This is a genomic window from Sporosarcina sp. P17b (assembly GCF_002743115.1).
GTDB lineage: Bacteria > Bacillota > Bacilli > Bacillales_A > Planococcaceae > Sporosarcina > Sporosarcina ureae_C.
Map to the genome: position 1 here is coordinate 16414 of NZ_PDYP01000004.1, position 13330 is coordinate 29743.

The 13330-nt window shown below is 37.7% G+C and carries 13 protein-coding genes; 11 read left to right on the forward strand and 2 right to left on the reverse strand.

Going from position 1 to position 13330, the window contains the following annotated elements:
- Positions 1-2 precede the first annotated feature (2 nt).
- From CSV76_RS05840 to CSV76_RS05880, 9 genes are all read left to right on the forward strand, one after another.
- Positions 3-1046 (forward strand): TRAP transporter substrate-binding protein, encoded by a 1044-nt coding sequence (locus CSV76_RS05840; protein WP_099624959.1) that lies wholly within the window; start codon positions 3-5, stop codon positions 1044-1046.
- A 63-nt stretch (positions 1047-1109) separates the two neighbouring features.
- Positions 1110-1634, forward strand: coding sequence for a TRAP transporter small permease (locus tag CSV76_RS05845; protein WP_099624960.1), 525 nt, complete (start codon positions 1110-1112; stop codon positions 1632-1634).
- Positions 1631-2923 carry a TRAP transporter large permease gene (locus CSV76_RS05850; RefSeq protein ID WP_099624961.1) on the forward strand — a complete coding sequence of 431 codons (1293 nt, stop codon included), beginning with the start codon at positions 1631-1633 and terminating at the stop codon, positions 2921-2923. The genes CSV76_RS05845 and CSV76_RS05850 overlap by 4 nt, the downstream gene beginning before the upstream one ends.
- A 37-nt stretch (positions 2924-2960) precedes the next feature.
- Positions 2961-3707 (forward strand): IclR family transcriptional regulator, encoded by a 747-nt coding sequence (locus CSV76_RS05855; protein ID WP_099624962.1) that lies wholly within the window; start codon positions 2961-2963, stop codon positions 3705-3707.
- A 72-nt stretch (positions 3708-3779) separates the two neighbouring features.
- Positions 3780-4640 carry an HpcH/HpaI aldolase/citrate lyase family protein gene (locus tag CSV76_RS05860; protein WP_099624963.1) on the forward strand — a complete coding sequence of 287 codons (861 nt, stop codon included), beginning with the start codon at positions 3780-3782 and terminating at the stop codon, positions 4638-4640.
- Between the two features lie 40 nt (positions 4641-4680).
- Positions 4681-5133: a MaoC family dehydratase gene (locus CSV76_RS05865; protein WP_099624964.1), complete on the forward strand. Its 453-nt coding sequence runs from the start codon at positions 4681-4683 to the stop codon at positions 5131-5133.
- A 56-nt stretch (positions 5134-5189) separates the two neighbouring features.
- On the forward strand, positions 5190-6350 hold the full coding sequence (locus CSV76_RS05870; RefSeq protein WP_099624965.1) for a CaiB/BaiF CoA transferase family protein: 1161 nt from the start codon (positions 5190-5192) through the stop codon (positions 6348-6350).
- Positions 6351-6765: 415 nt separating this feature from the next.
- Positions 6766-8802, forward strand: coding sequence for an EAL domain-containing protein (locus CSV76_RS05875; protein ID WP_099624966.1), 2037 nt, complete (start codon positions 6766-6768; stop codon positions 8800-8802).
- 157 nt (positions 8803-8959) lie between these two features.
- Positions 8960-9865, forward strand: a complete 906-nt coding sequence (locus CSV76_RS05880; protein WP_369823291.1) for a chemotaxis protein — start codon at positions 8960-8962, stop codon at positions 9863-9865.
- 99 nt (positions 9866-9964) lie between these two features.
- Here the strand turns inward: CSV76_RS05880 and CSV76_RS05885 are convergent, their stop codons facing one another.
- Positions 9965-10144: a hypothetical protein gene (locus CSV76_RS05885; protein WP_085427998.1), complete on the reverse strand. Its 180-nt coding sequence runs from the start codon at positions 10142-10144 to the stop codon at positions 9965-9967.
- 69 nt (positions 10145-10213) lie between these two features.
- Positions 10214-10381, reverse strand: coding sequence for a hypothetical protein (locus CSV76_RS17205; protein WP_157129970.1), 168 nt, complete (start codon positions 10379-10381; stop codon positions 10214-10216).
- A 219-nt stretch (positions 10382-10600) separates the two neighbouring features.
- Between CSV76_RS17205 and CSV76_RS05890 the strand changes: the two genes are divergently transcribed.
- Both CSV76_RS05890 and CSV76_RS05895 read left to right on the forward strand, forming a co-directional pair.
- Positions 10601-11023 (forward strand): hypothetical protein, encoded by a 423-nt coding sequence (locus CSV76_RS05890; RefSeq protein ID WP_099624968.1) that lies wholly within the window; start codon positions 10601-10603, stop codon positions 11021-11023.
- Between the two features lie 45 nt (positions 11024-11068).
- A complete protein-coding gene (locus tag CSV76_RS05895; RefSeq protein ID WP_158232740.1) occupies positions 11069-13327 on the forward strand; it encodes a PAS domain-containing sensor histidine kinase in 2259 nt (752 codons plus the stop codon).
- The last annotated feature ends 3 nt before the right edge of the window (positions 13328-13330 follow it).

Below are 13330 nucleotides of genomic sequence, written 5' to 3' on the forward strand. Positions count from 1 at the left end.
ATATGAAGAATAGTATAAGTATTAAAGTATTGTTTGTAGCTTTACTAGCTATGCTCGTTATTGCCGGCTGCGGAAAAGAGGAAAAGGGTTCTACTACGAGTGAAGAGAAGATTAAATTTAAAATTGCTGACTCCTTCCCAACTACTAACTATTTATCTTTAGAGGGCACCAAGTACTTTATGGATAAAGTAGTAGAGTTGACTGATGGAAAAGTAGAGTTTGAATATTACCCTGCAGAACAAATTGGTAAAGCAAATAGTTATCTGGATTTAACATTATCTAATACGATTCAAATTGGTTATACGTCTTATGCTGCAGACCGTTTGCCACTTTCAGAAATCGCAACTTTGCCAGGAGCTTATGATTCTTCAGAAGAAGGGTCGAACGTTATTTGGAAGCTTATGAAAGATTACTTAATGGATGAGGAATACCTTCCAAATGGAGTTCGACCATTGTATGCAGTTGCTTTACCGCAGTATCAGTTGGCAACGGTTAAAAAACCAGTTAAAAAGATTGAGGATATAAAAGGAATGAAGACACGCGTGACAGGTACTATGGAGCTAGGATTTGATGAACTAGGTTCATCTCCTGTGTTTATGCCTGCGACAGAAGCCTACACAGCTATGGAGCGTGGAACAGTAGATGGAGTTACATTCCCTTTCACAAGTTTCACTCCATATCAAATTGAAGAAATAGCAAACTATTCAACTAAGGGCGCTAATCTAGGAAGCTTCACAGTAATTTATTCAATTAATGAAAAGATTTATCAAGACTTGCCTGAAGATGTGAAAGATGCATTAGCAGAAGCGGGCGATGAAACGGTAAAACACTTATCGGTATATTTAGATGACAAGAATGAAGAATTAGCTGAAGAGTTTTCATCGAAGATGGAAATTTATGAACTTACAGAAGAGGAATCTGCTGAGTGGGATGGAAAACTTAAGCCGGTTTGGGATCGTTGGGCAAAGAACTTGGAGAAACGTGGTATCAATGCCAACGAAGCAATTGAAAAATATCAACAAATACGTAAAGAATTGAAGGAATAGTATAGCTCTTGCGTGTAAGTAATCAGCAAAGAACTTTTTAAATAAAGAAAAGGGGTGAGTCTAATGGCGAGAATCGAAAAGTGGTTTCAAAGAGTAGAAACGTTATCACTGTGGCTATCTTATACTGCTTTGACAGTTATGATGCTTCTTACAAGTTTTGATGCTATTAGTCGTTATGTATTTAAACAATCAATCACCGGAGCGTACGAAGTAACAGAAATGTATTTGATGGTTATATTAGTATTTCTTAGTCTGAGTTACGTTCAAAAAGTGGATGGACACATTCGCTTGGATATATTGTTTGAAAGACTACCCCAAAGGTTTCGTGATTACTTTAATATTTTCTTTTACGCATTAGGTAGTGTTTTCTTTTTCTTCATAGGATATCAAGGATTATTAATGACTATGAATGCTTGGAAAAACAACTTAATAGCATCGGGTTTAATAGATCTTCCATTATGGTTATCTTATATTTGGATTCCTATTGGCTCGTTTCTAATTACAGTCAGGCTACTCCTTCTCATTATTAAACTTGCGATGGGAGAGCAGGAAGATTCAAAAATGGAAGATGAGGTGGATATACTTTGACTGTTATCATACCGATAATTCTACTTTTGATATTTTTAGCTATGGGAATGCCGATTGCTTTTGGTTTGGGTATTTCAGGTTCAATAGGAATCTTTTTGTTTAGTGGCTGGGATTCGTTCTTAGGAATTATACAGACTACACCGTATGACAGCGTGAAAAGCTTCTTGATGAGCGCTATACCAATGTTCATATTGATGGCAGCGTTTATGACGGTAAGTGGTATAATGAAAGATTTATTTGAAGCAGCTTATAAGTGGCTAGGAAAATTGCCTGGTGGTTTAGGTTTAGCTACTGTTTTCGCGGGGGCTTTAATGGGAGCGGTTTCAGGTTCCAGTCAAGCATCTGCGGCAGCTATGTCAAAAGCCGCTGCACCTGAAATGAGAAAGTATAATTATAGTACTTCGTTTACAATGGGCGTCATCAGTATGTCTGGTACTCTAGCCGTAATGATTCCACCAAGTATCATACTAATACTTTATGGAATCTTAACTGAGACCGGTGTAGGTTCATTACTGATTGCGGGTATTGTACCAGGTATCTTAACAGCGTTAGGTTACATAATAGTAATCATCGTTTGGGTTAAGCTCAGACCAGAAATTGCACCGAAGATTGAAGAACAGTTAACTTTAAAAGAAAAAGTAAGATCTTTAAAAATGGTTTGGCCGATGCTTTTAATTATCATAGCAGTCATTGGTGGAATCTATAGTGGATTTGTTACAGCTACTGAAGCAGGAGCGTTAGGTGCATTCATTACATTAATTGTCGTTATATTAATGAGACGAATGAATTTCAAAAAGTTTATTCATGCACTCAATGACACAATTAAATCGACAACAATGATTATGACTATTATTATTGGTGCACATCTATTCAGCTACTTTTTAACATTAACTCAAGTCACACAGAAACTGGTGTTGTATGTTGAAGGTCTGGATATTTCACGTTATTGGATTATTGCTTTCATTATGGTCTTATATTTAATACTTGGATTTTTCATGGATCAGATTGCGATTCTAATTTTAACTCTCCCTCTTACTTTCCCTATTATTGTAAGCTTAGGATTTAATCCGATATGGTTTGGGATTGTCGTTGCTAAGACTGTAGAAATTGGTTTGGTAACACCACCAGTAGGAATGAACGTGTTTGTTGCAACTGGAGCTGCTGGAGTAAAACCATCTGAAGGATTCAGAGGTGTAACTTGGTTTGTAATTATGGATTTACTGATCCTATTACTCTTAATCTGTGTACCATTTATTACGTTAGTCCTCCCAGATTTGATGGCGAAATAATATTAATAAAATACTGACATAAGATAGGTGAGTAGCTATGAAACCTGGCGTCATCTCTAAAACCTTCACTATTCTCAGAGCTTTTAGCGATGAGAAAAGTGAATGGGGAGTAAATGAGTTAGCTAGATATTTGAATATGCCGGTGAGTAGTGTTCATCGTCTTCTTGCAACATTAAAGATTGAAAATATACTGGAGTTTTCCGACCAAACGGAAAAGTATAGAATTGGATCCGAGTTCATTAGAATGTCTTCAATCATCTCGAATAATGTGGATATGAAAAGGTATGCCAGACCTTATATTGAAGAGCTTGCTAAAAGTATTCCTCACTCTGTCTATTTGGCGTTATACAATCCACAACATAAAAAATTGGCTTTTGTAGATAGTATACAAGGTTCTCAAGGTCTTCAATATGTATTAGAAATAGGTGTCCTACAGCCAATTCATATTGCAGCAAGTGGAAAGAATATACTGGCTAATCTTGATCAAGATGATATTTCGGAAATTATTGATAGGGAATTAGAAGATGATGCTAGTAAATCACGAATTAGAGCAGAATTGAAGAAAATAAAGAATGATGGATATGCTAAGACTTTCAATGAACGTAAAGAAGGAGCACTAAGTATTGGCGCACCAATCTTTGATGCTAGTCAAAAAGTAATTGGTAGTATTATTTGCGTTATTCCGATAGGTGATTATCAAGAAGAAAATGAAGTTGAATATATTAGCAATGTAAAATCTGCAGCAAGCAATATTTCTCATTTATTAGGTTACATCAAAAAGTGAATTCTGTTGTTCGTCAAAATACACCTTGGATTATCACTTGTATATATTACATTGTATAAAAGGAGAGTCTATATGAAGGATTTTAAAACACTGTTATTTATACCAGGGATAAAGCCAAAATGGTTTGAGAACGTCCGTACTAGTCAAGCGGATTGCGTGATCTTTGATTTAGAAGATAGTGTTCCCTTACATTTAAAGTCAGAAGCAAGATCAAATGTATCCAAAGCAATAGAAGTGTTCTCTGATAGTGACACAAAAATCTTTGTAAGAATTAATAAGTCTAAAGATTTTTTTGATATTGATGATTTAAGAGAAATTATTAAAAAAGGTCTTGATGGAATTGTCTTACCCAAAATAGACAGTTTAGAAGAATTAACCCGATTATCTGATTTGGTGGCAGAAATCGAAGCAGAAAAAGGAATAAACCATCAACAGATTAGTTTTATTCCTATATTGGAAACTGCAAAATCAATGATTTATGCTTATGAAATTGCGTTATCTGAAAGAGTTATTGGAATAGCTGGTTTAAGCGCAAAGGATGGAGATGTAGCAAGGGCTTTAGGCTATAAGTGGACTCCAGAAGGTCTGGAAACTTTATATATGCGTTCGAAGATTGTCATGGCAGCTCGAGCAGCAGAAGTTATGCCCCTTGGAGGACTATGGCAAGATGTACATAACCTTGAAGGTTTAAGAAAACACTCTGTGTTTAATAGAGGGCTTGGCTTTGTTGGGGAATTAATCCTTCATCCCTCGAATGCATCAATAGTAAATGAGATATATTCTTATTCAAGTGAGGAATTAGAATACTATGAAGGTATGGTGGAAGCATTTAGAAAGGCCGAGTTATCAGGTGAGTCAGCAATTATGTATAGAGGCGATCATATAGATTATGCACATGTAAAAACAGCTGAAGAAATATTGAAACGATACTAAATGGTGGGCTGTATTTTAAGTAAAAGGGAGAAATGAGATAATGGCGTATGGAAAGTATTATGAAGAACTAAACATTGGTGATGTATATAAGCATAGACCAGGAAGAACGGTTACAGAAACAGATAATTTATTGTTCACGACTTTAACTCATAATATACAATCTTTACACTTAGATGAAGAGTACGCAAAAACGACTCCTTATGGGGGACGTATCGTAAACAGTTTATTTACACTATCTTTTGTTGTAGGTGTAGGTGTAGGTGAATTAACAGAAGGTACCACACAAGGAAACCTCGGTTTTGACGAAACTACATTTCCAGCGCCAGTTAGAATAGGTGACACCTTGCGAGGGGAAACTGAAGTTATAAAAAAGAGGGATTCAAAGTCTCGAGAAGATGTAGGTATTGTTTGGTTTGAACATCGTGGTTACAATCAAAGAGATGAATTAGTGGTTAAAACAAAACGAACTGCACTCATGATGAAGAAGCAATAATAATATATTACAAATGATAAATGTGAATGAATGAATTCTAGATAGGAGGAATGAAATTGAGCGGACCTCTAAAAGGAATACGTGTTTTAGATTTGACGGCTGTAGTAATGGGACCTTATTGCACCTTGATGTTGGGGGATATGGGAGCTGACGTTATAAAAGTTGAGAATTTATCTGGAGATGGTACACGTTATCTTGGCCCAACGAAAAACGAGGGTATGGGAAGTTTATTTCTCCATTTAAATCGAAATAAAAGAAGTATCACTTTAGATTTAAAGAGTGAAAAGGGAAAAGAAATACTATTAGCGCTAACTAAAGAAGTAGATGTTTTTGTGCACACTATGAGACCACATACAATGGAGAAACTGGGTTTATCCTATGAAGATTTAAAAAAAGTTAATAATAAATTAATTTATTGTGGAATGTACGGATTCAGCAAGGACGGTCCATATAGTAAAAAACCAGCATACGACGATATAATTCAAGGCGCTTCTGGAATCGCAGCTGCCCAAGGCCAAATTAGTGGAGAACCACAATATCTGGCGACTGTTTTAGCCGATAAAACAGCGGGATTAGTTGGAATGAGTTCCATCATAGCCGCCCTGTATCATAGAGAAAAAAGCGGAGAAGGACAAGAGATAGAAGTTCCTATGTTTGAGACCATGGTGTCTTATAGTATGATTGAACATATGTATGGTGAAACTTTCACACCGCCTTTAGGATCGATTTATTATTCCCGAGTGACCTCAAAGAATCGTAAGCCTTATAAAACTAAAGATGGTTATATAGGAGTAATGATTTACAACGATAAACAATGGCAAACATTTTTCCAGGTATCAGGTCATAGTGAATTACAAGATGATGAACGATTTAAAAACATGAAGAATCGTTCAGCAAATATTGATTTTGTGTATCAAGCAGTTGAGGAAATAATTAGTACTAAGACAACTGAAGATTGGCTTGAAATATTAGAGTCATCAGATATACCTTGTACTAGAATCAATTCACCGAAAGATCTTTTTGATGATCCGCACCTAAAAGAAATTGATTTTTTTAGAGAGGTTGAACATCCATCTGAAGGAATAATAAAGGACATAAAGTTTCCAGTGAATTTTTCGAATACGCCTGCCGTTGTAAATAGATATGCTCCCAATTTGGGTGAACATAATGAAGAAGTCTTTAAAGAAGTTGGATTCAGTGACAAAGAATTAAAATGATACTTTTCATAGTAATAGACTGCTATTTAAAAACATCTAATGATGGTTTTAAATAGCTTTTTTATAATTTATGTTAAGAGGATTATAGGCGCTTGAACTTTAAATCTAAGGTAAAAAGTAAATTATATTAAAGATATACTCTCCTTCAATTCCGTAATTTGCTTTATTCTACCATAATCCAGCATAAGCTGTGATAACCAAAAAGGCTTCACTATTGAAATAGTCTAATATCTAGTATTCCAAGTGGCTTTAAATTAAATGCTCTGAAGGTTTCTGAAAATGATTGACTAGAATCGACGAATAGTAAATAATGAATAGTAAGCAACTCCAATTATACAATGTTTGATATGAGTAATAAGAATCATTATAAAGTATGAATTTCCCTTTTTAAATAAGGGATGAGGAGGTGGAACGTATGAATTCGATACTAGACAACCAAGAATACACACAACTAATCGGATCCTTTTCACCTAAGATGATACTATTATCTATTTTAGTTATAGCGTTCGCTTCCTATACCGCGCTCGTATTATATGATCGGATGTTGAAACCGAGTTTCTTCAAACGGGAAGTGTGGCTAATATTGGCGACACTCGCTTTATCATTCGGAATTTGGGCCACCCATTTTCTGTCGATGAATTCTTTATTGATTCCTGTTGAAATGCATATCCATTACGGTTGGGCATTTGTATGTATAGTACCGATCTTTCTCACGGTGATATTTGCGTTCTGGCTCGTGCAAGCTCCATTGAAAGCTTGTTGGCGACATGCGTTGGCCGCTGCGTCGATTGCTTTTGGTATGAGTCTCACGCATTTTCTTGGCATGAAGGCGTTAAAGGCGGATGCGTTAATTATCCACGATTGGAAACTAGTGATTGCTGGGAATATAGCGGGTGGATTGTTTGCGTATGTTGCGCTGAAGGCAATTAGTCATCCCAAACGTACGTCGTCATCGAAATGGATCGCCACGTTAAGCCTGACAATGGGGACGTTATCTGCACATTACTTGGGTATTTTTGCTACTTCGTATTATATAGAAGAAGGACAAGCATTAAGTGAGTCCATCATGCATATGCAGATCATGAATACGTTGATCGGGGTTGGCGTTGGGTTATTGCTACTCGGCATGTTATTGACTTCCTATGTCGACGGTTATTTGGATTATTGGCTGAAGTACTTTGACGTGCTAACGAAACTCCCGAATCGACGAAATTGGGAGCGTTGTTTGACGGATGAAGTGGCAGCCGGTGATGTTGCCATTTGGAATTTCCCTGATTTACAGCGTATCAATCAATTATATGGTTATATGGCAGGGGATAAGATACTACAAGAAATCGGTGAGTTACTGTCGAAATGGAAACCGCCATTTGCGGAACTCTACAGAGTGAGCGGTAATCGCTATCTGTTTTGCGTGCATCAGACAGGTCGTTCGGCAGATTTTTATAAAAACTTGGTCATTATGCAACGTGAAATCGATCAATTGCTACCTATCAAGCGCCAAGAGATGCGGTACGTCTGTGGCTTGGCTAAGGCTGACAAAAATAAAACGGTGAAGACGTTATATAAAGAAGCCTTAATAGTCGTTGAACAAGCAACTGCTTCCCATGAGTGGGGATTGCTGACGTTTGATCCCGCGAATCATGGCATGTCATACGAGCAGGATGTTTTGCGCGATATTAACAAAGCACTTGATGAAAATCATATGTATATTGTCTATCAACCGAAAGTTAGAGGAAACAACGAGGAATTCGTCGGGGTCGAGGCATTGCTTCGCTGGACGCATCCAAAACTCGGAGCCATCCCGCCAGCAACGTTCATTCCGATATTGGAGCAAGAAGGGCGAATGGGGGAAGTGACGGACTGGATTATTCGCGAAGTGTGCAGGCAAATTCATAACTGGGATTCACAAGGCGTTCATGTGCCGCAAGTGGCAATTAACATCCCGGGCGAATACGTGACCGAGCCACAATTACTCGATCTGTTATGGAAAGAGACCAATGTATACAGATTCGATCCGAGCCGTATTGAACTGGAGTTGACGGAAACGAGTACCGCCAAGTCCACGACTCAGGCTATTGCTGCGATGAAACGATTCAGGCGCTATGGATTCTCCATCGCACTCGATGATTTTGGAACAGGCGTGTCTTCTTTGTCCTTTTTACAGCAGATGCCCATTACGACGCTGAAAATAGATAAGTCCTTTACGGATGAAGTACCAGCACCAGCGAAAAAGTGTGCTGTACTGAATGCCATCCTTGCGATTGGTTGCTCAATGGATCTTTCTATTGTGATTGAAGGTGTGGAGAAGAAAAAACAAGTGGACTTCTTGCTTGACTTACAGCCAGACTTGATCTTTCAAGGATATTATTTCTCCAAGCCTTTAACCGTTCCGCAATTGGAAGAATGGGTGTTGGAGTCCAATAAACAGCGTCTCTGTCCAAATAATCCGTAACGGACGGTAGCAGTAAGTAAGGAACTAGATTTATTTTCATTGTCATAGATTGAAAGTTTGTTTCTATGGTATACTAGTCCTATCGCACCAACAAGTTATGGAATTTATCGATAAATATACTATGAATAGACCACATTGTCTGAGAGGGTGGAAGAATTTGTCCAAGGATTCAGGGATTTTATTGGAAAGCGGCACAAATGAGCTGGAGATTGTCGGATTTGAGATGCAAGGTAATCGCTACGGCATTAACGTGATCAAAGTAAAAGAGATTATCATGCCATTGAAGATTACACCGATCCCCCACGCGCATTTTGCGGTAGAGGGAATTATTCAGCTACGTGGTGAAGTATTACCTGTCGTCAGTATGGAAAAGATTTTAGGAATGGCGCCATCGGAAAATCCGCAAGATGCCAAGTATATCGTCGCTGCTTTCAATAAACAAACGGTTGTCTTCCGTGTACACAACGTCACACAGATTCACCGTATTTCTTGGAATCAAATTGAGAAACCTTCTGGGATCTATGCAGCAGAAAGCTCTCAAGTCATCGGCGTCATCAAGCTCGATGGCGAAATGTTACTGTTGCTTGACTTCGAGAAGATCATTTTGGATATTAATCCGGAAGCGGGTATTAATGTGGACCAAGTGAAGAAGCTTGGGAAACGTGAGCGTTCGGATAAACGTATTTTGGTTGCAGAAGATTCACCGCTATTGCGCAAGTTATTGCATGATACGCTAAGTGAAGCAGGCTACGCAAATCTCGACTTTTATGAAAATGGTCAAGATGCGTTCGATTATTTGGAGTCGTTAGTGGCGGATGGTGTAGACGTGAAGAAGGAAGTCCAGTTGGTCATTACGGATATTGAGATGCCACAAATGGATGGCCATCACTTCACAAAACGTGTTCGTGAAACACCGCAACTTTCTGCTCTACCCATCATTATCTTCTCATCTCTCATCACAGATGATCTGAAGCACAAAGGGGACAGCGTTGGAGCTGACGATCAAGTCAGTAAGCCGGAAATTGCTGAATTGGTATTGAAGATCGATAAGTATATATTATAAGAATGAGAGACTTCCGTTTTATGCGGGGGTCTTTTTTCGTTCATAGACTAAAAACACGCCACGTACCGATACCGGCAAGTGGCGTGTTAAGTAGATTCTTTATTTATCGTCGTCACGTTTCACCTTATCATCAATCGGAACATATTCTCCCTTAATTCCATCTTTTTCGATGTCGTAGTATTTATCTGCACCTACTCCACCTTCATCGATCATTCTTGAAATACCTTTCGTGCGCATTTCATGTTCCTTCACAATCTTTTTGCGGCCGTCATTCGTCATATTCGTTTCCACCTTTCACTGAAATATATGTTGGAGATAATGGTGTAACTTCACAGACAGATCTGCCATTTACTTATTTTTATCTTTGGATACTTCTACAATTTCTTCTTCCGGTGACACTTTTTTAATATCATAATACTTATCCGCGCCCATCCCGCCTTCATCGATCATTCTGGCGATTTCCTTCGTGCGCATTTCATTTGCCTTCACAATTTCTTTTCGGTCGTCTTTAGCCATTTATAATTCCTCCTTTAAAATAAAATCTTCTTTTACTCTGTTAGGAAATAGAATATGTGACTTGACTCTTTGTTGAATCTTCTCTCTATTTTACCACAAATACGTAAAGGAATGGGGAAATGCAAGTACTCTACTAGACGATTTCCAGAAAATTTCATTATTGAAAGACAACTGAATGAAAGAAATGGTATATTTAGTTAAAATAAGGGAGTGGCGCGTATGAAAAAGCTCTTTTTCCTCATTTTTGTGCTTAGTAGCCTGTTGGTCGGATGCGCTGAAAATACAGTATCCTATTCGGAAGTAAAGCAGGAGCAAGTCAACGAAAACGTCAAAAGATTCATTCAGAGTGTACAGGGGAGTCAGGATATAGAACGCAACGGAATATATAAATATTATGATAAAGCACATATTCAATACTTATACGTAACGCAGGATTTTCTCAGTAACGGAAAAGGTTTTGGTGGGTTAGATATCGAAACAGATAAAGATTCTATGCATATATATTTGAATGAAAATGATGAGCCGACAGAAGATACCTATTGGCTATATCGAATTAAATCAGATCGTGAATTTACGTATTCCAAGGTCTATAAAAATGGTGAAGAAACCTATTTCGGTACGATTGGCGTACCCGGCAACTAACGACTATACATCCAATGTCGAAAAGGGGAGTGCAGGTAAGTGGTGATGAATATAAATCGTAAAGCGGATATTCCTCATATATATGCGAAAAACAATGAAATCTATAAAGTCAGTGATGGGTTCCCGCAATTAACTGGATACGAAGAAAGGGTTCTCATAGGATTATCACTTACAGATGTAGGCGTATTACTAAAATCTGAACATCAACTATCCATTCAAACCATTCAAGATGAAGCACGTACCTATATTTTTAACCAAGATCAATTGCCGATAGAAGTGACAATTAGCTTCAGCGCACTGGATTCCGATGTTAGCGTCTATTACTTTGAGAAGTTAGAAAGTCCTTCATTATACTTCACGTTAAATAATTTCGGAAGCAACACAGCCAATAAAAACGGTTCTGTCGCGATTTTTAGCTATCCAGAAAGAATTCTTCTGCAGTATGACGAGAATTATATAGACGTCTTATCGTCGATGAATAGCAATTCCGACAACGTGTTAGGTAATCATGCCGTATTTCCAACCGCTATCATGGATGTACTTTGTGAAGGCTTGTCTCTTCATGAATTTGAAGTGAAGGTTGTCGGGGCTAGGGGAATGGCGACGTATTGGGATATCAATATAAAAATGATTACGGGGGAACGTGATCGTCGGTTTACCGTAGTTTCCTTTTATGATGTGACGGAGAGGGCTTATGAGAGAAAGTGTTCCGAAAAACGTCATACCGGGATGGAACTGATTCTGGATAATATTTCAGATGCGGTTACTATTTTGGATAAGGATGGGAACTACGTCTATATAAATAATATGGCCAAAGATTTCTTATCACCCTATCTTCCGTCTCATATCACGAATTTTGAATTGAGTTCTACTAAAATAGCCTATGAAGCGTATGAATTAAACGATGTAAATGGCGAGAAGATTGCGTTTGAAAATACGCCCGATCAGCGAGTGTTACGCGGTGAAAAGTTAAGTAATCACAAAATCATTGCAACGAGCGAACGGTCTACGACGTATTTTTCATGTGAAGGCCAACCCCTTTATGATAGGGCAGGAAATATAGACGGCGCTATTTTGATTTACAAAAACACGGCGCTCGTCCATAAAGCAGTAGAATATCAAGCACTACGAGAAAACATGGATGTGTCTCCCATTTACTATGTGTCCTTTTCTCCAGAAGATTATAAAATCGATTATCTTAATCAATACGCATTTCAATTTATTCAGATGCAGCGAAGCAATATCTCTACAGAACTAGATATTATCGGAAGATCGTTTTTTGATTTCTATAGAGCAGATAATTTACATGACGTGAAAAATGAAATCCACACTTCCATTAAAACTAAAATTCCTTTTGTACACAAACATCAAGCCATGTTAAAAGGAGAGAAAAGGTATACAAAAACTATATTCCATCCCATATTTACGTGTGACAATATAGTAGAGAAGATTGTCGCGGTAGGGTTTGATATAACAGATGAGAAAATCGCAACGGAAAATATGGAGAAACTACTCACAATGCAAGAAGAAATCTTCATTAATATATCCCACGAACTCAAAACACCGTTAAGTGTCATATTCAGTGGTGCACAATTAGTAAACTTGTATTTAGAAAAAAATTCTCTCGAAGAACATAGGGAAGAACTCTTCAATATCAATAAAGCCACGATAGGAAATTATTATCGACTCATTAAATTGGTCAACAATATTTTGGATATTTCCAAGTTGGAATCGGAAGTGTATGAGCTAAGCACATACAATTATAATATTGTAGAGATTATTGATGGGATTATAGACTCGGTATCAGACTATACGAAGTCTCAAGATATTCAACTCCTCTTTGATCCTGAAGTGGAAGAGGTAATGATGGCATTGGATGTTTATAAATTCGACAGGATTCTACTCAACCTTATTTCAAATGCTATTAAATTCTCTGCGACTGCTAAACAGATACTGGTGAAATTGATGGTAACCGATCAAAACACTGTAAGAATTTCCGTCACAGATGAGGGAATCGGTATCGCGCAAAAAGATCTAAACGAAGTCTTTAAGAAGTTCATCCAATTGAATCGTAATTTTAATCGTCTATCTGAAGGCGCAGGACTTGGTTTACCTTTAGCCAGATCTTTAGCCGAACTGCATGGAGGCACACTGTACGTTGAAAGTGTATTAGGTGAGGGAAGTACATTTACTATTGAACTGCCCATCGAGAATTCCACTACTAACGGAACTATATATGAGCCTACTCGTGATATGGATCGGATGGAAAGAGTGAAATATGAATTCTCGGATATATATTTTTAAAAG